This window comes from Pseudoduganella sp. UC29_106 (genome assembly GCF_044055365.1).
In the GTDB taxonomy this organism is placed as follows: domain Bacteria; phylum Pseudomonadota; class Gammaproteobacteria; order Burkholderiales; family Burkholderiaceae_D; genus Rugamonas.
This window is the reverse complement of sequence record NZ_CP171977.1, coordinates 72,301-93,134: the sequence shown is the minus strand read 5'-3', so window position 1 is coordinate 93,134 and position 20,834 is coordinate 72,301. Positions and strand designations below refer to the sequence as shown.

The following is a 20,834-nucleotide window of genomic DNA, read 5'->3' as shown; positions in this document are numbered from 1 at the left end:
CGCGCGCGTGTTGAGGCATGATAGTCAGATGTTAATGTTGATTATGCGCATATGGTAACGGAAAGCCGGCCTGCCGCGTGCGCGCTTAGAACCCACGGCAAAGAGCGGGTGTCTGCCACGATGTGGCAGACACCTGGTTCACGCCGTAGGTTTTGGCGTGCAGCGCTATAATCTCAACTCATGGGCGAACGTTATTTGAAATCAATCAGGCTGCTGGCCGAGTGCATGCAGGGATTTGAAAGGCTGTCCGGCTGCCATGTGCGACAGTACGGCCTGACCCATCCGCAATTCGATATCATCGCCACACTGGGCAACACGCCGGGCATGAGCTACAAAGAACTGGGCGACCGAACGCTGATCACCAAGGGCACGCTGACCGGTGTGATCGAGCGGCTGGAGCAGAAAGGCCTGGTGGAACGGCAGCGCAATGCCGAGGACAAGCGCTCCTTCTTCGTGCGCCTGACGCCGCAGGGTGAACAGCTGTTCGGTGAAGTGTTTCCCAAGGTGGTCGAAAATGGCCGCCAGGCGTTCAGCAACTTATACCGACGCCGATTTCGATGCGCTGGAAAAAACACTTGCCGGGCTGAAGGAAGCCTTCACGTCCGGCTCTCCAAACTAGAGAAGATAGAACAAATGCTGAAGACTAGCCTGCTGGACGGCGTAAAGCCCGCAAAATTCGACAAACAGATCACCGCCAACCTGCTGCTGGAAAACACCACGCTGGATGCGGTGCGCCAGGAAAAACTGCTGATTGGGGTGCGCAACGAGGATGGCGAGAATTTACCGCCTGATCGGCGCGACCAAGCACAACAGCTTCACCAATGCGGTGGAGGAACTTGTCGACCTGGAACTGGTCGATGAACTGGAAGACGAGGAAGGCACCCGCGAAGGGTGCGACGCGATCTTCCGCGAAGAAGGCTGAGATTAAGCTTTTCAATCGCGTCCAGCCGACGGCCGCGGAAAAATTCATCACAATATTTGCACGGGAATAGTTCCCTGCGGCAATTTTCTGCTTATAATTTTTCCCATGGACAGACTGGACGCCTTCAAAGCCATCGCCGAGCAAGCCTCCCGCGGTGAACTCGCCTTCCCCACCAATGTGGACGCCTCGCTCAAGCTGCAGCAGGCGCTCAACGATCCCAATTGCCATGTCGATCACGCGGCGCGCCTGATCCAGGCCGATCCGCTGCTGGCGGCGCGCACCGTGGCGATCGCCAATTCCGTGGCCTATAACCGTTCCGGCACCGAGATTTCCTCGGTGCGCTCGGCCGTGCACCGCCTCGGCGTGCGCACGCTGCAGTCGCTGGTGGCGTCGCTGATCATGCGCCAGCTGGGCAGCAAGATCCGCAATCCGGTGCTGAAAGCGAGGTCGGCGCAGCTGTGGGAACACACGGCGCATGTGGCCGCGCTGGCGCAGGTGATCGCGCGCCGCGTCAGCCATGTGGACCCGGATACCGCGCTGTTCGCGGGCATCGTGCACGAAGTGGGCGGCTTCTACATGCTGGCGCAGGCGGAAGCCTATCCGCAGGTGATGGAGGGCGAACCCGAGGAATGGGTCGAGCACGGCGAGATCTCGATCGGACGCGGCGTGCTGTCCAAGCTGATGATCCCCGATAATGTGATGAAGGCGGTGGAAGCCATGTGGTCGGGCCTGCGCGCGCTGCCGCCCGAGACGCTGGGCGATACGCTGCTGCTGGCCAATGACCTGGCGCCAGTGTCCTCGCCGCTGCATGTCCGTCCCGGCGCGACGACCACGATGGCGGCGCGCACGCTGGACTTTGCGGTCGGCGATGGAACGCTGACGGCGATCATGTCCGAATCCGCGGACGAGGTGAAGTCGCTGACTGCCGTTCTGCTCATGTAAGCGCCCACGCGGCGGCCAGCTCCGCGAATTTTCTCAGCTCCGGCACGGCCGTGGCTTCCCAGTGGCTTGCCTTCAACCAGGGGCCGATGTAGGCCAGGCGGCCGCGCCATGCCGCGCTTACCTCCGCACCGGACAGGGCGCCTTGCAGCACGCCATCCGCGGCAAGCTGCGTGATCAACGCATCGCCGCAGCGGCCTGGCGACGGGCAGCTGCCGGTGCAGTTGATCACGCGCGCGGCCCACATCTCTTCTTCCGCTGAGCCACGCCTTAGCAGCGTGACTTTCACCCGCTCTGCATCGCCTGCGCATGCCATTACCCGCGCCGCGATCACGCTTACCCTACCGTCTTGCAGCGCGCGCTGCAGCGGCTCATACGCTGCCGGCGCGAGGCGGTGACGGTGGCTGTCCCAGTAGGGCTGCACATGCCTCAGGAAGCGCCCGCGCTCCTGCTCGTCCACGCCCGCCACACGTCCGCCGTATGCGGCCGCAGCGCCGCCATCACATCGCGCCAGTCTGCGCGCTTCCCGCCGACGCAGGCGCGGCGGAAGGCGCGGAGCTGGGCGCGGACGGTCGCGGCGTCGCCCCACAGGCCGGCAGTGCCGGCGGTGAGCGCGGGATGAGGATGACGCAGCGCGCGCAGGCCGCGATGAGGCTGCGGCAGCAGTCCATGGCGCGAAAGCATGGTAATGCGCTGCACGCCGCGCGCAAGCAGTGTCAGCGCTACATCGACGGCAGTCAGCCCGCTGCCAAGCAGGAGCACCGGCTCAGCGGGATGCACGGACGCGAGGCGCGCGAGATCCCAGGGATCGCCTTGATAGCGGCTGTCAGCGTGCAAGCCCGCAAGCGCAGGCAGATCGCAGCGAGCGAAATGCCCGGTGGCGAGCACGACGCGGTCGGCGTAGACGGTGCGTCCATCGGCCAGCACAGCGCGCAGGCCGGCGCCATCGGAGGAAAGGGACACGGCCTGGCCGGTGACGCGCTCCAGCTTTGCGTGCGGTGCATCGCCGCGACCGGGCCATCCGGGGCGGTCGGCGGCAGCGGCAGCGCGTGAAGCGGCATCGAGCATTGCGGACAGGTAGTCACCGTACAAACGCCGCGGCAGGAAATCGGCAGCCGCTGCTTGCGGCAGGCGGATGCGTGCAAAGCGCAGGAAGCTTTCAGGATCGTCGTCAACCGCGCTCATCTTCCCGGCGGGCACATTCAGCAAATGTTCAGGGCCGCAGCGTGCATAAGCCATTCCGCCAAGCGCTGAACGTTCAAGCAGCAGCACGCGCACAGGCCGCGCGCCGGCCAGGCGCAAGACCTGTACCGCGCACGCAACGCCGCAGAATCCACCACCGATAATCAGTATCGTGCGCATCGCATAGCTGGTTATATTTGCAGCATGAACAGCAAGCACATCGTCTGGCAGCATGGCGCCGTATCGCGCCGGCAGCGCGAAGAGCTGAATGGACATCGCGCCGCCGTCGTCTGGTTCACCGGCCTTTCAGGCTCGGGCAAGACCACGCTTGCCCTGGCGGTCGAAGAGCACCTGACCAAGGCCGGCTACCGCGCCTATGTCCTCGACGGCGACAACCTGCGCCACGGCCTGTGCGCCGACCTCGGTTTTACACCCGAAGCACGCGCCGAGAACATCCGCCGCGCTGCCGAAACCGCGCGCCTCTTCGTGGACGCCGGCGTAATCGTGCTGGCCGCCTTCATCTCACCCTATATCTCGGACCGCGCCCGCGCACGCGCCCTGCTGCCGCCCGGCGACTTCATCGAAGCCTGGTGCCGCTGCCCGGCCGAAGTCTGCGAGCAGCGTGATGTCAAAGGCCTTTACCGCAAGGCGCGCGCCGGTCAAATTCCCCACTTCACCGGCATCTCCTCGCCCTACGAGCCGCCTACGCAAGCCGAACTCGTTCTGGACACCGACCGCATCGGCATCGACGCCGCCATCCGCGCCGTGCTGGTCGAGCTGCGCGAGCGGCGCGTCATTCACTCCTGAAGCAGGGTTTCCAGCAAGTCCAGGCAGATGCGCGCGGCGCGGTCGCCCTCGTCCTGCTCCGAGTGCCAGGCCGATACCGATGCAGCCACGATCGGATAGCCGCGCAACTGCCAGAACAGCGCCTCCATATCCTCGATGCCCGGCCCGTTCTTCACGTGGTACTTCAGCGCCGGCATCTCTTCTCCGCATCGACGACGTCCGTATCGAAATGCACGTAGAGCGTTTCTTCAGGCGACAGGTGCGGCAGGATCTCGTCGATCGAACAGCACTGCACACGCGACTCGCGCAAGGCTTCATCCTCGCCGGGATCGAGATCGCGCGCATCGGACAGCAGCACCTTCTCCTCGGGATAGGGCAAACAACCCACCGTGTAGCGCAGGGCCAGCACGCTGTCGCGCGCGGCACGGCGCCGGTCCGGCCGGCCAACCAGCATGGCCAGCGGCATGCCGCCAAGGTAATAGGTGCGCGTGGTGTTCCAGGTATGGAAATCACCATGGGCGTCGAGCCAGAGGATGCGCTGCGGTTCGCGGCGCGCCTGCTGCAGGCCGGCCAGCATGCCCAGCGTCGAGATGCAGTCGCCGGCAATGCTCACGGGACGGTCGCCGGCCGCCGCGACTTCGCGAACGCGCGCCGCGAGACGCGCATACACATGGCCCATGCTGCGCATCTGCTCATTGCGGTCGGCGATTTCGGTCGCCGTGCATTCAGGCGCCTCGATCACATCCCATGACTGCGCACCCAGTTCGCACACGCGCATCAGGCGCGAGCGGCGCTGCCCCATCAGGTAAGGCACGATCATATGTCGGTTCATAGCCAGCCCTCCGGCTCCATGCGGTAACCCAGCGCGTCCATCATTTCCGCTACGTCGGCGCGCTGGCCCAAAGACAGCATCAGGTCGCGCCGCTTGCGCCAGCGCGCCGGCTGCGGCGCTTCCGTCGCCATCGTCACGTTCAACACCGGCGGCTGCGGCAGCGCAGGCAAGCCCAGCCAGTCGAAGATGCGCGTGCTCACATCGCCCGGCGCAGCAAGGAAATCTTCGAAGGACACGCGCAGCGCCGGCACGCCGCTGTCCAGGATCGCACGGTGACAGGAAAGCCACTGGTGCAAGCAGACCTTCTCCAGGCTGGAGCCGGTGGCCACTGCCTGCCAGTCCGGCGGCAAGTCGAACTTCCACCAGCGCTTGCCGAAGGGATGGCGGTCCGAATAGCCCGCGATATCAAGCACGTGTCCCTGGCGCGCCATATCGTGCGCAAAGAAGCCGTGCTGCGACTGCCAGCCGTCCATCAGGCCATTCACCGTTTGCGCGAAGCCGCGCGTGAGGTGGATGTAGCGCACTTCGGCTTCCGGGAAGAGTTGTTCGTACAGACCGATGCGGTAAGCGTCCGAGGGCGTCTTGAACAGCAGGACCTTGTACTCCGCGTCGTCCACGTTGAAGGGTCGCCGGAACAGGGACGGCAACACGAAGGGCGGCTCCTCAATCTTGGCCGGCTCGTTGAAATAGCCTGCGATGCCGGGGCCGAGGCGGCCGTCGTAATAATCGAGCCGCCACGGCTCGCGCCAGTACACGGCGGACAGCACGATGCGCTGCAACTCGCGCTCCGCCATCTCATGCTGGTAGCGCAGCGCGTAATCCAGCGTTTCGTTCAGCGCTCCCTGCAGGCGGCGGTATTCGTCCGGCTGCGTGAACAGGGCCGGGAATTGCAGCAGCAGGCGGCGCGACCAGCGTGATTGCAGCGCCGGCAGCGAAGGAATGGTGCCGCATGCGATGCCCAGCCCGTCGAAGATGCAGTCGGCCAGCAGGCCCGCGTTGGCCGGCATCGCGAACGCATCGCCGCGTCCATTGAAGCCAAAGCCGTTGGCGCTCAGCGCCAGATAGGGTTCGGCCTCGCCATCCATGGCGGCGATGCCTTCATGCGAAGCCAGCACGCCTTTCAGCAGGCTGGACCCGGAGCGCGACGAGGTCAGCACCACAACCACCCGCTTCACCTTGCCGCGCCACGCCAGGTGCGGCACCGCGCGCAGCGCATTGACGGCCTGCAGCACGGCGTTATTTGATGAGGAAGGCATAGAATTGTTTCGCCTCGGCCTTCGCGGCCGTGCTGCGCGCCATCAGGCGGATCGAGAAGCCGGCCTCCTTCGCCAGGCGCCGCACCGCATCGGGATCGCCGAAGTTGGAATGGGCGAAGTAGATGCGGCCGCCGGGTTTTCATGTGGCGCCGTACCTGCGCGAAGAATTCGGTGTTGGTGCGGAAGTCCGTATCCCATTGCGAGCGGGCCACCACATCGTGGGCGAACTTGTTGCGGAAGGGGAGATTCGCCGTGATCACGTCGAACTGTTCATCGCCCACCTTTTCGAACAGGTTGGAGCGGCGCACCTCCATCACATTGCCGAAGCCATGTTCGCGCGCATTGCGCTTCGCGCTGCGGATCGCTGCCGGATTCACGTCCAGCGCCAGCACGCGCCCCGCGCCGCGGTAGCAGGCGAAGACGGCGATCACGCCGGAACCGGTACCGACATCGAGCACACTGTCGCCCGGCTCGATCCTGAAGTTGCGCACTAAAGGCTGGCTGTCGTTGAAAGGCCAGAAGGTGTTGGGATAAACATGAAAGTCTTTGCCGAGGTAGCGGATGGTCCGGCCCTCGTCCGGGATTTGCTTGAATGCCTGCTGCCGCTTCTGCTGCCAGCGGTCGATGCTGGCCGCGGCCGGTGCTGCGGATGTCTCCATGATCGTCACCCCTTGCGATGTGAAAGGCGCTTCATGCAGCTTTAGGTGCCGACCATGCTAACAAAAAAAATGCCCGCTCGAAAGCGGGCTAAGTCCAAAACTAGGGATGTCCTGAAAGAGACAGTTCCATATTAAGCCTGGGACGCTCTATCGAATGTGCGGCACTTCACACAAAATCACAAATTACCACTCGGCCTCAGTCTGCTTCCATGCAGGCAGTGCCTGCACGCGCTGGAACCAGGCCATGATGTTGGCGTACTGCGTTAGCGGCAGCCTGCCTTTTTCGAGATACATCAGGGGCGCGGCCAGCGCATAGTCGGCCAGCGTCAGCGCATTGCCGGACACCCACTCGCGGCCGGCCAGATGGTTGTCGAGCACGGTGGCGAACTGCTCCATGTCGGCTGCGCCCCGCGCCAGCTCGGCCGGGTCGGCATCGACGCCGGTCACCATCTTCTTCCACAGATTTTCCCAGCAGTACACGCTGATCGCGGCCGAGAAGTGCTGGGCGCCCCAGAACATCCAGCGGTTGACGTCGGCGCGCGCCTTCAACTCGGTGGGATAGAGGCTGTGGCCGCCGGCCTTGTCCGCCAGGTATTGCATGATGGCCGCCGATTCCCACAGCATCAGGCCATCGTCTTCCAGCACCGGGATCTTGCTGTTTGGATTTATTTCCGCCAGGCGGCGGCGGTCCTCCTCGCTCATCAGGTTGATCAGGACTTCCTCGACTTCAATGCCGAGATGGGCCACGGTCAGCAGCACACGGCGGGCGTTGGACGAGATCGGGTGTTGGTAGAGGCGCATTTTGTTCTCCATTGTTTGAGTGACTCCATGCTAAGGGCGGCTCGTGACAGTTTCTGTCAGGAGTCTTCGTTGATGCCGTATTCCTCGCGCCATTTCCTCAGCAGGGCTTGGCGCGGCGTGGGATAGCGCTCCGCCATTGCCTCGGCGTGGGCGATGCGGTCGATACGGAAGTGGCGGTTGGCCTGGCGCAGTTCGCACCATGCGGCTAGCAGGCGCCTGCCTTCGTAGAACGCGAGCGCGAAAGGCCAGACGATGCGTTCGGATGCCTTGCGCTCACCGTCGCTGTACTGGATGCGCAGCTTGTGCTGGCGGCGGATCGCTTCGCGCGCCGGCTGCACGTATTCGTCGTGCTGCGGCTCTTCCACCAGCGGCACCCACAGGCTGGTTTCGGCCATTTCGTCGCGCAGGTCTTTCGGCGTGGCGGTCGCGATCTTCGCCAGCGCGTTGGACGCCGCGTCCGCCAGCGCCGGATCGCCTTGCCGCCGCACCCAGCGCGCGCCCAGCACCAGCGCTTCCAGCTCGTCGGCGCCGAACATCAGCGGCGGCAGGAAGAAGCCGCTGCGCAGCAGGTAGCCCACACCGGCCGATCCCTCCACCGGCGCACCCAGTTCGGCCAATGTATGCACGTCGCGGTAAATGGTCCGTTCGGAGACGCCCAGCCGCTCCGCCAGCGCAGCGGCGGTAACGGGGTGACGGTTGCCGCGCAGGGCATCCATCAGCTGGAACAGGCGTCCGGTACGGCTCATAGTGTCTCCTCTTTGCGAGGCGTGCAGCTTATCACGGCATTTAGAATTGACACTCCATGGGATTCATGGAAAATCTCAGTAATGAGCAAAAGCCCCTCCGCTAAAAGCCGCGCCAGCGGCAAAGTCACCCTTACCGATGTCGCCAACCTTGCCGGTGTAGCGCCGATGACGGCCTCCCGCGCGATCAACCAGCCCGACCTCGTTTCGTCCATTCTCCGCCAGCGGGTGGAAGAAGCCATCCAGCAGCTGGGCTATGTGCCGAACCGCGCCGCGCGGGCACTGGCTTCGGCGCACTCGAACGTGATCGTGGTGCTGGTGCCTTCGCTGTCCAATGCGGTGTTCACCGACGTCCTGGCCGGCATCCAGTCAGCGCTCGATCCGGCAAATTACCAGCTCCTGATCGGTAATACACGCTACTCGGATGCGGAAGAGGAAAAGCTGCTCGCGACCTATATGCAGTCGAATCCGGACGGGATCCTGCTCTCGGGCCTGAACCACAGCGCACGCGTGAACCAGATGCTGGCGACTTCGCGTGTGCCGGTAGTGTCGATGATGGATGTGTCGCCCGATCCGGAAGCGCTGTCCGTCGGCTTCTCGCAATTCGACGCGGGCCACACGATGGCGCGTTACCTGATCGACAAGGGCCACAAGCGCATCGGCTTCATGGGCGCCCAGTTGGACGAACGTACCCTGAAGCGCTGCGATGGGTACCGCAAGGCGATGGAAGAAGCCGGACTGGCCGATACCCAGCTGGAGGTGATGGTGCCCGATCCTTCAACGATCGCGCTGGGCGCGGAGCTGCTGGGACGGATGCTGTCCCGCATTCCGGACCTCGACGCGATCTTCTGCTGCAACGACGACCTGGCGCACGGCGCCATCTACCAGTGCCAGCGCCGCGGCATCAGCGTGCCGGACCAGCTGGCCGTCTGCGGCTTCAACGATCTGCCGGCGTCGGCGTGGATGAAGCCTTCCGTGACCACCATCGGCACGCCGCGCTACCAGATCGGTTTCCAGGCGGCGACCCTGCTGCATGCGGCGATCCGCGGCGAGACGCCGGCGGCGGGACGTATTGATCTCGGATTTACGCTGATGGCGCGCGAGAGCGCCTGAAAACCCACTGCAAATGCTAGTGCCTGCCACGATGTGGCAGGCACTTGATCCGCGGCGCTGGCCAGCTTCTGCCGTGGGTTTTAAGGGATGGTCACATCAAGCTGGTAGCGCTTGCCCGCCTCAATATTCCCGACATGCGCCTCCGCCAGCTCCTCCCCATTGCACCACACGCGCACGCGATCCCCGCCGGTGCGGCGGATATTCACATCGAACATCGCACCCCGGAAGCGCCGCACCGCCTTCATGCCCGGCCACTCCTTCGGCAACTGCGGCGCGATGCGCAAGCCGGTCGCGTCGCCGTGCAGTCCGCACAAGCCCTCGATCACGCAGCGGTATGCCCAGGACACGGTGCCCGTGTTGAACAACTGTGAGGAACGCCCCCGCCGTGCGCGGATATTCCTTCCACGCGCCGCGATAGTAGTTCGGAATGAAGATCGGCAGCTGTCCGCGCTGCAGGTAGTCCGCCTGGTCCGGGCCGGGAATCATCTGGCGCAGCAGCTTCCACGCGCGATCCGATTCGCCGCCGTGATACAGGCTGTAGATGAAGAACACCGCCGCGTGGTTGTACACCGCGCCATTCTCCGCCGAGCCAGGGTGCTTCTGCGTGACGCGGCCCACATCCTCGCGCATCTTCGAATACGGCGGCGCGAACATCTGCACGCCGTAGGGCGAGTACAGCTGGTCTTCGATTTCCGCCAGCATGACGGAGCGCTGCTCGGCGCTGGCCGCGCCGCTCAGCATGGACCAGGCCTGCGGATTCAGGTAGATGCGGCCTTCCTTGTCGTCGCTGACGCCGAAGACCACGCCATCATCCGTGATGCCGCGTGCGAACCAGCGGCCGTCCCACAGATATTTGTTGGCGGCGGCATTCAGCGTTTTGGCGCCGAAGCAGTATTGCTGGGCGCCCGCTTCGTCGCCGCGCTGGGCGCACATGCCGGACCACAGCCGCATTGCATAGGCGGCGGCTACCGTCAGCCAGCCGGATACGCCCTGCCCTTTGTAGCCCACCATATTCATCGGATCGCACCAGTCGCCCTGGGCGATGTAGCTCAGGCCGCGGTCGTCGCAATCCTTCAGCAGCCAGTCCATGGCGCTGGACATGCGCTCGGCCACGGTCATCGTCTTGCCTTCGCGGTCCGTCACCGGTTCATCGAGCAGCGCATAGTCGCCCGTTTCATCCAGATAGACCTTCATGCAGACAGGCAGCCAGACGCAATGGTCGGTGTGCGGCACCTGGTTGATGTACTTCAGCTCCGCACCCTCGACCAGCAGGATCCCATCCGGCATCGCGCCCGAAGGCTCCTGCTGGCTCAGCGCATGCACGAAGGCGGCGCGCGCCACCTCGGGCTTGATGAAGCTCATGCCCATATTGTCCTGCAGGTAGTTGCGCGTCTGCGGATCGGTGGTCAGGCGGTTCACGTCGCCGTGGTAGAACACCTGGCGCGGCAGCCAGTGATTGACGAAGTTGTCCAGCTCCGCATCGGGCGTTTCGATGGACAGGCAACCGTAGCCGCCTTCGATGTATTCCGCGTAGGCGTGCTTGGTCTCGGCGAACGCTGCGGCGCTCAGGTAGCGATCGCGCATGGCGGTGATTTCCGCATCGTCGCGCGCGGGGCCGAACAGGAAGCGGTAGTCGCGCGAGGCGCCGGCTGCGAGGCGCAGGCGGTATTGCATCACGGCCGCCGGCGTTTCATAGCGCGCGTCGCCATTGCGCAGCGACTCCGCCGCCAGCGCGGACGGCGCATGCAGGCCGCCCTCCCCTTCGAAGGCTTCCTGGCAAACTTCCCACGCGTCGGGCGCGCTCTCGCACAGGAAGTAAGTCTTGTCCTTGAAGTCCTTCTGCTTGAAGTAGTCGGCCACCTTCTGGTAGGGCGCGACCGAGCTGGCCACGATGCCGCCCAGGTCCGGGCGGTATTCGCCTGACTGGTTCATCCACGACATATAGCCGATCGGGAAGTAGGGATATACGCTGATGCGGCGCGCGCGGCCGGAAAGGTCGGTGACGCGCAGCGACCACAGTTCGACCACATCGTCGACCGGCAGGCCCAGTTCCATTTCCACGCGCAGGCCGAGATGTTCGACCTTCCACGCGATATCGCTCTTGCCTGCGACGAAGGTGTAGCTGCCCACCTTTGCGCGCACCGGTTCGTAGGGCGCGGAGAAGAATTCGCCCGTCTCCTCATCCTTGATGTAGAAGAAGCGGCCCGGATGGTGGGCGTAATAGCCCTGCTCCGGCTGCATGAAAGTCTTCGCTTCCAGGTTGGGCGCGTGCGCGTACTTGGCGGGTTCCGGCTGCATGAACTGGGCCACGGCATAGCCGCGGCAGTTCATCTGGATCATCATCTTGCGGTTCCACAGGAAGCCTGCGGCGCGCGGCATGGCGGTGGGGGACAGCAGTTCGTAGCGGTCACCGTTGTCGGCGGGGCGTAGCATTTATTTCGTCTCCGTGGCCAGTTCGGCCTGAATCTGTTTTAGGGTCGTGCTGTCGAGGTTATAGAAGAACATCACGGCCACCGCCAGCAGGGCGAAGGCCGCAGGGATCAGGGACATCAGCCACACAATGCCCGCCTGCGAGCCGGTGGACTGGGCGGCGTTCGGCACATAGCCGAGCGCGGTGAACAGCGAACCGATGACCGCCACGGCCAGCGCGGTGCCCAGCTTCTGCGAGAAGGTGGCGGCGGCAAAGGTCATGGCGGTGGCGCGGCGGCCGGTGCGCCACTGGTTGTAGTCGGCGGTGTCAGCATACATGGAGAAGGCCAGCGGCGACTTCGGACCCAGCGCCAGGCCAAGCCCGACCTGCAGCGCGAACATGATCCAGATCTGGTCCTTGGGCACGATAAAGAACAGGGCCGAGAGCACCGTGGTGATGGACATCAGGATGATCATCAGCTTTTTCTTGTCCATGAAGCGCGTCATCACCGGCGTGAGCGAGGCGCCCGCCGCGGCGGACAGCATATAGGCCGGCACGAAGCCGGCCATCAGGTCCGGACGCTGCACGTAGTACTTGAAGTAGTAAGCCGCCGTGGTGGTGCGCAGCGTGATGGTGACCATGATGATCAGTGCTAGGAAGAACAGCACGACCCAGGGGCGGTTGCCGGCCAGGTCGCGCACATCCTGCCACACATTGGACTTCTGCCCCGCCGGCGGCGCAATGCGCTCGCGGGTATTGGCAAAGGTCAGCACGAAGAGGATGGAAGCGGCGACGCCCCAGGCGGCCATCGTCAGCTGCCAGCCCAGTTTCTCGTTGCTGCCGCCCAGCCAGTGCACCAGCGCCGGCGTAGCGGCCGTGACCAGGGTGCTGCCGCCGAAGGCGAAGATGAAACGCAGGCCGTTGATGGTGGAGCGCTCCTGCGGGTCGGAGGACATCACGCCGGACAGGGCGTTATAGGGGATGTTTACGCAGGTGTAGCACACCATCATCAGCAGGTAGCTGCCATAGGCCCAAATCAGTTTGCCGTCGCCGTCCAGGTTGGGCGTGGTGTAGGTGAGGACGGCAGCGCCGGCCAGCGGCAGCGCCATCCACGCCAGCCAGGGACGGAATTTGCCGAAGCGGCTGGCCGTGCGGTCGGCGGCGGCGCCGATCATCGGGTCGGTGAAGGCGTTGATGATCTTGATCATGAACATCATCGATGCGGCCGCCGCAGCGGAAATGCCGAAAACGTCCGTATAGAAAATCAGCAGGAACGTGGCGATATTGGCCCAATAGAAATTGAAACCCATATCGGCGATGCCGTAACTGATTTTCTCGCGCCAGCTCAGGAGCACAGGATTTCCTTCCATTGATGATAGCGCTATCATCAACCAAGGGAATTTTAAAGTCAACAAAAAAAAAGGGCGGGTCGCATGACCCGCCCTGCCGCGCGCTGCTGGTCTTTTTATACGACAGCGCCGCCAGTTTCGTCGTTCTTTTCCTTGATCGGCTTGATCAGGTCTTCACGCTTCACGCCCAGCCACATCGCCACGGCCGCCGCCACGAACACGGAGGAGTAGATACCGAAGCAGATGCCGATGGTCAGCGCAATCGCGAAGTAGTGCAGCGTAGGGCCGCCCAGGAACAGCATGGACAGCACCATCATCTGCGTGCAGCCGTGGGTGATGATGGTACGGGAGATGGTCGAGGTGATCGCGTTGTCGATCACTTCGGTCACGCTCATCTTGCGCTGCTTGCGGAAGTTTTCGCGGATACGGTCGAAGATAACCACCGACTCGTTGACCGAGTAGCCCAGCACCGCCAGCACCGCGGCCAGCACGGTCAGCGAGAATTCCCACTGGAAGAAGGCGAAGAAGCCGAGGATGATCACCACGTCGTGCAGGTTGGCGACGATGGCCGCTACGGCGAATTTCCATTCGAAGCGGATCGCCAGGTAGATCATCACGCCGATCACCACCATCACCAGGGCGTTCAGGCCGTTCTGCGCCAGTTCCTCGCCGACCTGCGGGCCGACGAATTCCACCTTCTGCAGCGAAACCGATTCAACGCCGGCGGCATCCACGCAACCGGTCTTGGTCACGTGCTCGCCCTTCGGCGTCACCTGGTCGAACTGTTTCGTCGCACCGCCTTCGGCCTTGCACAGCTCAGCGAAGACTTTTTGCGAAGTCTTGTCGCTGGACAGGCCCGGCGTGATCGGCAGACGCAGCATCGCGTCGCGCGCCGTGTCAAAGCTGGTCACTTCGGGCTGTTCATAGCCCAGGCCTTCCAGCGTGTGGCGGATCTTCTCCAGGTTGGCCGCCTTCGGGTACTTCACTTCCATCACGGTGCCGCCCTTGAATTCGACGGAGAAGTGCAAGCCCTTGTGGACCAGGAAGAAGACAGCCGCCACGAAAGTCAGCGCCGAAATTACGTTGAAAATCAACGCATGGCGCATGAAGGGGATGTCTTTACGGATGCGGAAAAATTCCATGTCGTCCTCTTAATCTATTACTTGGCCTTGGCCGAAGCCTCGGCGCCAGGCACCCACACCGTGCCGATGGACAGCGACTGCAGCTTCTTCTTGCGGCCGTACCACAGGTTCACCACGCCGCGCGATATAAAGACAGCGGAGAACATGGAGGTCAGGATGCCCAGGCAGTGCACGACGGCGAAGCCGCGCACCGGACCGGAACCGAAGATCAGCAGCGCCAGGCCCACGATCAGGGTGGTCACGTTGGAGTCCAGGATGGTGTGCCACGCGTGGTCGAAGCCGACCGAGATCGCAGACTGGGGATTGGCGCCGTTGCGCAGCTCTTCGCGGATACGCTCGTTAATCAGCACGTTGGCGTCGATTGCCATACCCAGGGCCAGCGCAATAGCGGCGATACCCGGCAGGGTCAGCGTCGCCTGCATGCGCGACAGCAGGGCCACCAGCAACAGCAGGTTGATGCCCAGCGCCAGCACGCTGAAGAAGCCGAACAACATGTAGTAGACAATCATGAAGACGGCAATCGCAGCGAAGCCGTACATCGTCGAGTGGAAGCCCTTGGAGATGTTCTCGGCGCCCAGCTGCGGGCCGATGGTGCGTTCCTCGATCACGTCCATCGGCGCATACAGCGCACCGGCGCGCAGCAGCAGCGCCAGTTCGGTGGAGTTTTCGATATTGCCCATGCCGGTGATCTGGAAGCGGCTGCCCAGTTCGGACTGGATGGTCGCCACGGACAGCACTTCCGGCTTGCCCTTCTCGAACAGCACGATGGCCATCTTCTTGCCGATGCGGTCGCGGGTGGCTTCACGCATCTTGCGGCCGCCGTCGCCGTTCAGGTCGATGCCCACGGCAGGCTGCTGGTTCTGGTCGAAGGATGCGGTGGCGCTGGCGATGTAGTCGCCGGTCAGCACCACTTCCTTGGACAGCACGACCGGCACGCCCTTGCCGACGGTGAACAGCTCCGAGTTGTACGGAATGGTGGAAGTCAGCTCGGTACCCGGGGTGATGGACTCGTCCACCATGCGCACTTCCAGGGTGGCGGTACGGCCGATGATGGACTTGGCACGGGCCACGTCCTGCACGCCCGGCAGCTGCACCACGATACGGTCGGCGCCCTGCTGCTGGATGATCGGTTCTGCAACGCCCAGCTCATTCACGCGCTTGCCCAGGGTGGCGATATTCTGCTGCACGCCGTTGTCGAGGGTCGCCTTCAGCGCGGCCGGCTTCAGGGTCGCGGTCAGCTTCAGGTCGGCGCCTTCGCCGTCTTCGGCCAGGGACAGGTCGGGCTGCTGGTCGGCCAGCACTTTCTCGGCTTCCTTGCGGGTGGCATCGTCACGGAACTTGATGACGACGGTGTCGCCCACGCGGTCGATGCCGGCGTGGCGCACATTCTTGTCGCGCAGCTGGCTGCGCACGGCAGCCTGGATGCCCTGGATGCGCTTGTTCAGCGCGGCCTTGGTATCCACCTGCATCAGGAAGTGCACGCCGCCGCGCAAGTCCAGGCCGAGGTACATCGGCAAGGCGGCCAGGGATTGCATCCATTGCGGGGTGTTGGGCATCAGGTTGACCGTCACGATATAGGTCGGGTCGGCCGGATCGGGGTTCAGGCCTTTTTCCAGCGCCAGGCGAGCCTTGAACTGCGTGTCGGTGTCCGGGAAGCGCACCTTGACCGAGTGAGTCACGCCCGGGTCGTAGGTGATGCCGTCTTGCTTGATATTGTCTTTTTTCAGGACGTCCTCAACCTGCGTCGACACGGCGCTGCTCACCTTGACGGTGGCCTTGCCGCTGGTGATCTGCAGGGCCGGCGATTCGCCAAAGTAGTTGGGCGCCGTGTAGAGAGCGCCCAGCAGCACCACCACGGCAATGAGGATGTATTTCCAGAGAGGATAGCGATTCATATTCTTCCGCGATCAGTCAACGCAAGGCGGGCGGCTCGTGGCCGCCCGCACCGCTTTTCTTACAGGCCCTTGAGGGTGCCCTTCGGCAGCAGGGTGGTGATCGATGCCTTCTGCACCACGACCTCGGTGCCGGCAGCAACTTCGATGGTCACGTAGGCGTCGGTCACCTTGGAGACTTTGCCCAGGATGCCGCCGGCGGTCACGACTTCATCGCCCTTGGCCAGGGCGTCCATCATGGCTTTCTGTTCCTTGGCGCGCTTCTGCTGCGGACGGATCATGAGGAAGTACATGACCACGAACATCAGGATCAGCGGCAGGAAGGTGGACAGTTGACCCATTGCGCCAGAGTCGGCGGCAGTCTGGGCGTAAGCGTTGGAAATGAACACGGTGACTCCAATTAGTGTTTAAAAAAATAAGCGCTGTATTCTAGCACCCGCCGGAATGCCCGAGATTGGGGCATATAACACATTTTGCAAGATTTGTTGTATTACACGCCCCGCGCGCGGTCGGCGTGGAACTGCTTCACCCAATCCGGGAAGCGGTCTTCGTCCAGCGCATCGCGCATCTGCTGCATGATGTCGAGGTAATAATGCAGGTTGTGGATGGTGTTCAGGCGCGCCCCCAGGATTTCCTGCGCGCGGTGCAGGTGGTGCAGGTAGGCGCGGCTGAAATTGCGGCATGCATAGCAGGAGCAGGTCGGGTCCAGCGGCTCCTTGTCGTCCTTATAACGCGCGTTCTTGATCTTGATATCGCCGAAGCGGGTGAAAATCCAGCCGTTGCGGGCATTCCGGGTCGGCATCACGCAGTCGAACATGTCCACGCCATTCGACACGCCGGCCACCAGGTCTTCCGGCGTGCCCACGCCCATCAGGTAGTGCGGTTTATTGGCCGGCAGGCGCGGGCCGACGTGCTCCAGCACACGCATCATGTCCTCTTTCGGCTCGCCGACGGACAGGCCGCCGATGGCCAGGCCCGGGAAGTCGATCTTTTCCAGCCCTGCCAGCGACTCGTCGCGCAGGGACTCGAACATGCCGCCCTGGACGATGCCGAACAGCGCGTTCGGGTTCTCGCCGCGCTGGAATTCGTCCATCGAGCGCTGCGCCCAGCGCAGGGACATGCGCATCGACTTGGCCGCTTCGTCCAGGGTGGCCGGACGGCCGTTGATTTCGTACGGCGTGCACTCGTCGAACTGCATCACGATGTCCGAATTGAGCACGCGCTGGATCTGCATCGAGATCTCGGGCGACAGGAACAGCTTGTCGCCGTTGATGGGCGAGTTGAAGTGCACGCCCTCTTCCGTGATCTTGCGCATCTCGCCCAGCGAGAACACCTGGAAGCCGCCGGAGTCGGTCAGGATGGGCTTATCCCAGCCCATGAAGCCGTGCAGGCCGCCGAACTTCGACATCACGTCGTTGCCGGGACGCAGCCACAGGTGGAAGGTATTGCCCAGGATGATCTGGGCGCCGATTTCCTTCAGCTCCAGCGGCGACATCGCTTTCACCGAGCCATAGGTACCGACCGGCATGAAGATCGGGGTCTGCACTTCGCCGTGATTCAGCTTGACGGTGCCGCGGCGGGCGTGAGTCTTGCCGGTGGCGTCTTTCTTAATGAGTTTAAATTCCAGCATTGGTGTTCCTTAAGCTCGATTCTGTGTCGTCAGCAGCATGGCGTCGCCATAGCTGAAGAAACGGTATTCGTTGGCAATCGCGTGATGGTAAGCGTGGCGGATCTCGGTAAAGCCCGCGAAGGCGGAGACCAGCATCAGCAGCGTCGATTTCGGCAGGTGGAAGTTCGTGATCAGGCGCGTGACAGTCTTGAACTTGTAGCCCGGCGTGATGAACAGATTGGTATCCGCACTGCCCGCCTCGATCTGGCCGGATTGCGACGCCGATTCCAGCGCGCGCAGGGAGGTCGTGCCGACGGCCACCACATCGCGCCCAGCAGCGCGCGCTGCGCGCACGGCGTCCACGGTGTCCTGCGAGATCGTGTACCACTCCGTGTGCATCTTGTGCTCGGACAGGTTCTCCGTGCGCACCGGCTGGAAAGTGCCTGCGCCCACGTGCAACGTGACGTAGGCGAACCTGATGCCCTTGGCGCGCAGGCGCTCCAGCAACGGCTCGTCGAAATGCAGGCCGGCGGTCGGCGCGGCGACGGCGCCCGGCACCTTGTTGAACACGGTCTGGTAGCGGGTTTCGTCCACGTCGCCCGGCGCGTGCTCGATATAGGGCGGCAGCGGCAGGCGGCCATATTGCTCGATCAGCTCGAACACGTCCGCATCGAAGTGCAGCGTAAAGAATTCGCCGGCGCGCTCGCCGACGGTCACGTCGAAAGCATCGGCCAGGCGGATCTTCACGCCGGGGCCGGGCGACTTCGAAGCGCGCAATTGGGCCAGCACGGTGCGGGTGTCCAGCACGCGCTCGACCAGGGCTTCGACCTTGCCGCCGCTTTCCTTCACGCCATAGAAACGCGCCTTCAGCACGCGCGTATCGTTCATCACCAGCAGGTCGCCTGGCTGGAGCTGGTCGATGATGTCGGTGAACTGGCGGTCGTGCAGGGTGGCGCCATCCACATGCAGGAGGCGGGACGCGCTGCGGTCCGGGAGCGGAAATTGCGCAATACGCTCTGGCGGCAAGTTAAAATCGAAATCTGATAGCGAGTACATTAACGGACTACGGAAACTGTTGGGCAACCCTCTATTTTACGCCATCTGCCCAAAAATCGCGCAAAACATGCCTGAAACGAAGCAAAAGAAGCCCGCCGCCGCAAAGAAAACCGCCAGCCCGGAGAGCAAACTGGCCAAACTGGGCTTACGCACCGATATGGACCTGGTGCTGCACCTGCCGATGCGCTACGAAGACGAGACGGAAGTGCTGACCGTCCGCGAAGCCTGCCTGCGCGGCGGCCAGGTGTCGCAGGTGGAGGGCGTGGTGACGTCCAACGAAATCGCCTACAAGCCGCGCCGCCAGCTGCTGGTGCATATCGCCGACGAATCGGGCGATATCCAGCTGCGTTTCATGAATTTCTACGGCAGCCAGGTCAAGCAGCTGTCCGAAGGCACGCGCGTGAGGGCGCGCGGCGAGGTGCGGCATGGCTTCTTTGGCGCGGAGATGGTGCACCCGGCTTACAAGGTGGTCAATGAAGGCGCCCCGCTGCCGACTTCCCTGACGCCGGTCTACCCGTCGGGCGAAGGCCTGTCCCAGCTGGTGCTGCGCCGTGCCATTGCCGACGCGATGAAGCGCATCGACTGGACCGATACCGTGCCGCACGAGATCTTGCTGCGCATGCGCCTGCACGCCTTCGAACCGGCGGTGAAAGCCCTGCACTATCCGCCGGCCAATGCCGACGAACACGCGCTGGCCGACCGTTCGCATCCGGCATGGACGCGCATGAAATTCGACGAACTGCTGGCGCAGCAGCTGTCCCTGAAACGCGCCCAGCGCGCGCGCCGGGCCAAGGGCGCGACGGCCCTGAAGAAGGTGGGCGAGCTGTCCGCCGCCTTCGAGGCTTCCCTGCCTTTCAAGCTGACGAAGGCCCAGCAGCGCGTGCTGAAGGAAATCCGCGCCGATCTGCGCGAGCACTTCCCCATGCAGCGCCTGCTGCAGGGCGACGTTGGCAGCGGAAAGACCGTGGTGGCGGCGCTGGCCGCGGCCCAGGCCATCGACAGCGGCTACCAGGCGGCCCTAATGGCGCCGACCGAGATCCTGGCCGACCAGCACTTCCGCAAGATCGCGTCCTGGCTGGAGCCGCTGGGCGTGAAGGTGGCATGGCTAACCGGCAGCCTGAAGAAAAAAGAGAAGGAAGCCGCGACGGCGCTGGTCGAATCAGGCGAGGCGCAGCTGGTGATCGGCACCCACGCCATCATCCAGGACACGGTGAACTTCCACAAACTCGGCCTCGTGATCGTGGACGAGCAGCACCGCTTCGGCGTCGGCCAGCGCCTGACCCTGCGCAACAAAGGCAATGGCGACAAGGTGCCGCACCAGCTGATGATGTCCGCCACGCCGATTCCGCGCACGCTGGCCATGACTTATTACGCCGACCTCGAAGTGTCGGTCATTGACGAACTGCCGCCGGGCCGCACGCCCATCGTGACCGCCGTGGTGGACCAGAACCGCCGCGATGAAGTGATCGCCCGCGTCCATGCTGCCGCTCTCGAAGGCCGCCAGGCTTACTGGGTCTGCCCGCTGATCGAGGAATCGGAAGCGTTGCAGCTGCAAACCGCCACCGAAACCTATGAAACCCTGTGCGAAGCCCTGCCCGACCTGCGCGTGGGCCTGGTGCACGGCCGCCTGAAGGCCGCCGAAAAGGCCGAAGTGATGGATGCCTTCGCGGCCGGCGAGGTGCACGTGCTGGTCGCCACCACCGTGATCGAGGTTGGCGTGGACGTGCCGAATTCCTCGCTGATGGTGATCGAGCATGCCGAGCGTTTCGGCCTGTCGCAGCTACACCAGCTGCGCGGCCGGGTAGGCCGGGGCTCGGCGGCTTCCGTGTGCCTGCTGATGTATCAAAGCCCGCTGGGTCCTGTGGCCAAGCAGCGCCTGCAAACCATGCGCGAAACCACGGACGGCTTCGAAATTGCCCGCCGCGACCTGGAAATCCGCGGCCCCGGCGAATTCCTCGGCGCCCGCCAGTCCGGCCAAGCCATGCTGCGCTTCGCCGACCTGGAAACCGACGGCTGGCTGGTCGACCAGGCGCGAGACGTCGCCCACGCCCTGCTCCACGAGGCCACACCGGAAAACACCGCCACCGTCGAGGCCCACCTCGAACGCTGGCTCGGCGGCCGCGAAGAGTTCCTGAAAGTCTGA

General features: G+C 63.7%; 20 protein-coding genes and 2 pseudogenes. 6 read left to right on the top strand and 16 right to left on the bottom strand.

All coding sequences use genetic code 11. The features are described from left to right. Window positions 1-180 precede the first annotated feature (180 nt). The 3 genes and pseudogenes from ACHMW6_RS00805 (at window position 181) to ACHMW6_RS00795 (ending at window position 1,864) form a co-directional block, all read left to right on the top strand. Window positions 181-619 (top strand): annotated as a pseudogene (locus tag ACHMW6_RS00805) (MarR family winged helix-turn-helix transcriptional regulator). A 150-nt stretch (window positions 620-769) separates the two neighbouring features. Further along, a complete protein-coding gene (locus ACHMW6_RS00800) occupies window positions 770-922 on the top strand; it encodes a hypothetical protein (protein ID WP_395404716.1) in 153 nt (50 codons plus the stop codon). Between the two features lie 105 nt (window positions 923-1,027). After that, complete coding sequence (locus ACHMW6_RS00795; RefSeq protein WP_395404714.1) at window positions 1,028-1,864, top strand: HDOD domain-containing protein; 837 nt, start codon at window positions 1,028-1,030, stop codon at window positions 1,862-1,864. On the opposite strand, the gene ACHMW6_RS00790 is transcribed toward ACHMW6_RS00795, so the two are convergent. Together ACHMW6_RS00790 and ACHMW6_RS00785 are read right to left on the bottom strand one after the other, a co-directional pair. Further along, window positions 1,857-2,330: a hypothetical protein gene (locus tag ACHMW6_RS00790; RefSeq protein ID WP_395404712.1), complete on the bottom strand. Its 474-nt coding sequence runs from the start codon at window positions 2,328-2,330 to the stop codon at window positions 1,857-1,859. The genes ACHMW6_RS00795 and ACHMW6_RS00790 overlap by 8 nt on opposite strands. After that, window positions 2,291-3,223 (bottom strand): FAD/NAD(P)-binding protein, encoded by a 933-nt coding sequence (locus ACHMW6_RS00785; RefSeq protein ID WP_395404710.1) that lies wholly within the window; start codon window positions 3,221-3,223, stop codon window positions 2,291-2,293. The genes ACHMW6_RS00790 and ACHMW6_RS00785 overlap by 40 nt, the downstream gene beginning before the upstream one ends. A gap of 24 nt (window positions 3,224-3,247) precedes the next feature. Between ACHMW6_RS00785 and cysC the strand changes: the two genes are divergently transcribed. Then, a complete protein-coding gene (gene cysC, locus ACHMW6_RS00780; RefSeq protein ID WP_395404708.1) occupies window positions 3,248-3,850 on the top strand; it encodes an adenylyl-sulfate kinase in 603 nt (200 codons plus the stop codon). Here the strand turns inward: cysC and ACHMW6_RS00775 are convergent. The 6 genes from ACHMW6_RS00775 to ACHMW6_RS00750 form a co-directional block, all read right to left on the bottom strand. Continuing rightward, window positions 3,841-4,026, bottom strand: coding sequence for a hypothetical protein (locus tag ACHMW6_RS00775; RefSeq protein WP_395404706.1), 186 nt, complete (start codon window positions 4,024-4,026; stop codon window positions 3,841-3,843). The two genes, cysC and ACHMW6_RS00775, sit on opposite strands and share 10 nt — an antisense overlap. Next, the gene (locus ACHMW6_RS00770; protein WP_395404704.1) at window positions 4,014-4,661 is read right to left on the bottom strand and encodes an arginase family protein; all 648 of its coding nucleotides are present in this window, start codon (window positions 4,659-4,661) and stop codon (window positions 4,014-4,016) included. Before ACHMW6_RS00770 ends, ACHMW6_RS00775 begins: the two co-directional genes overlap by 13 nt. Then, window positions 4,658-5,917 carry a hypothetical protein gene (locus ACHMW6_RS00765; protein ID WP_395404702.1) on the bottom strand — a complete coding sequence of 420 codons (1,260 nt, stop codon included), beginning with the start codon at window positions 5,915-5,917 and terminating at the stop codon, window positions 4,658-4,660. Before ACHMW6_RS00765 ends, ACHMW6_RS00770 begins: the two co-directional genes overlap by 4 nt. Then, the gene (locus tag ACHMW6_RS00760) at window positions 5,833-6,576 is read right to left on the bottom strand and encodes a methyltransferase (protein WP_395404700.1); all 744 of its coding nucleotides are present in this window, start codon (window positions 6,574-6,576) and stop codon (window positions 5,833-5,835) included. The genes ACHMW6_RS00765 and ACHMW6_RS00760 overlap by 85 nt, the downstream gene beginning before the upstream one ends. Before the next feature lie 183 nt (window positions 6,577-6,759). Next, a complete protein-coding gene (locus ACHMW6_RS00755) occupies window positions 6,760-7,377 on the bottom strand; it encodes a glutathione S-transferase family protein (protein WP_395404698.1) in 618 nt (205 codons plus the stop codon). Between the two features lie 56 nt (window positions 7,378-7,433). Then, window positions 7,434-8,123 (bottom strand): helix-turn-helix transcriptional regulator, encoded by a 690-nt coding sequence (locus ACHMW6_RS00750; RefSeq protein WP_395404696.1) that lies wholly within the window; start codon window positions 8,121-8,123, stop codon window positions 7,434-7,436. A gap of 81 nt (window positions 8,124-8,204) precedes the next feature. Here ACHMW6_RS00750 and ACHMW6_RS00745 point away from each other — a divergent pair, with 81 nt between their 5' ends. Beyond that, the gene (locus ACHMW6_RS00745; RefSeq protein ID WP_395404694.1) at window positions 8,205-9,233 is read left to right on the top strand and encodes a LacI family DNA-binding transcriptional regulator; all 1,029 of its coding nucleotides are present in this window, start codon (window positions 8,205-8,207) and stop codon (window positions 9,231-9,233) included. A gap of 80 nt (window positions 9,234-9,313) precedes the next feature. Here the strand turns inward: ACHMW6_RS00745 and ACHMW6_RS00740 are convergent, their stop codons facing one another. From ACHMW6_RS00740 to queA, 8 genes and pseudogenes are all read right to left on the bottom strand, one after another. Further along, the gene (locus tag ACHMW6_RS00740; protein WP_395404692.1) at window positions 9,314-9,478 is read right to left on the bottom strand and encodes a hypothetical protein; all 165 of its coding nucleotides are present in this window, start codon (window positions 9,476-9,478) and stop codon (window positions 9,314-9,316) included. Between the two features lie 292 nt (window positions 9,479-9,770). Then, window positions 9,771-11,474: pseudogene (locus tag ACHMW6_RS00735) on the bottom strand (GH36-type glycosyl hydrolase domain-containing protein); the annotation flags it as partial. Between the two features lie 192 nt (window positions 11,475-11,666). Further along, window positions 11,667-12,998, bottom strand: coding sequence for an MFS transporter (locus tag ACHMW6_RS00730; RefSeq protein ID WP_395404690.1), 1,332 nt, complete (start codon window positions 12,996-12,998; stop codon window positions 11,667-11,669). A gap of 110 nt (window positions 12,999-13,108) precedes the next feature. Then, window positions 13,109-14,134 carry a protein translocase subunit SecF gene (gene secF / locus ACHMW6_RS00725; RefSeq protein WP_395404688.1) on the bottom strand — a complete coding sequence of 342 codons (1,026 nt, stop codon included), beginning with the start codon at window positions 14,132-14,134 and terminating at the stop codon, window positions 13,109-13,111. A 17-nt stretch (window positions 14,135-14,151) separates the two neighbouring features. After that, window positions 14,152-16,029, bottom strand: coding sequence for a protein translocase subunit SecD (secD, locus tag ACHMW6_RS00720; RefSeq protein ID WP_395404686.1), 1,878 nt, complete (start codon window positions 16,027-16,029; stop codon window positions 14,152-14,154). 59 nt (window positions 16,030-16,088) lie between these two features. After that, window positions 16,089-16,415 (bottom strand): preprotein translocase subunit YajC, encoded by a 327-nt coding sequence (gene yajC, locus ACHMW6_RS00715; protein ID WP_395404684.1) that lies wholly within the window; start codon window positions 16,413-16,415, stop codon window positions 16,089-16,091. A gap of 101 nt (window positions 16,416-16,516) precedes the next feature. Beyond that, a complete protein-coding gene (gene tgt / locus ACHMW6_RS00710; RefSeq protein WP_395404682.1) occupies window positions 16,517-17,656 on the bottom strand; it encodes a tRNA guanosine(34) transglycosylase Tgt in 1,140 nt (379 codons plus the stop codon). A gap of 9 nt (window positions 17,657-17,665) precedes the next feature. After that, window positions 17,666-18,691: a tRNA preQ1(34) S-adenosylmethionine ribosyltransferase-isomerase QueA gene (queA, locus tag ACHMW6_RS00705; RefSeq protein WP_395404680.1), complete on the bottom strand. Its 1,026-nt coding sequence runs from the start codon at window positions 18,689-18,691 to the stop codon at window positions 17,666-17,668. 67 nt (window positions 18,692-18,758) lie between these two features. On the opposite strand from queA, the gene recG reads away from it, so the two are divergent. Further along, entirely contained in the window at window positions 18,759-20,834 is a 2,076-nt protein-coding gene (gene recG, locus ACHMW6_RS00700; protein ID WP_395404678.1) for an ATP-dependent DNA helicase RecG, read from the top strand.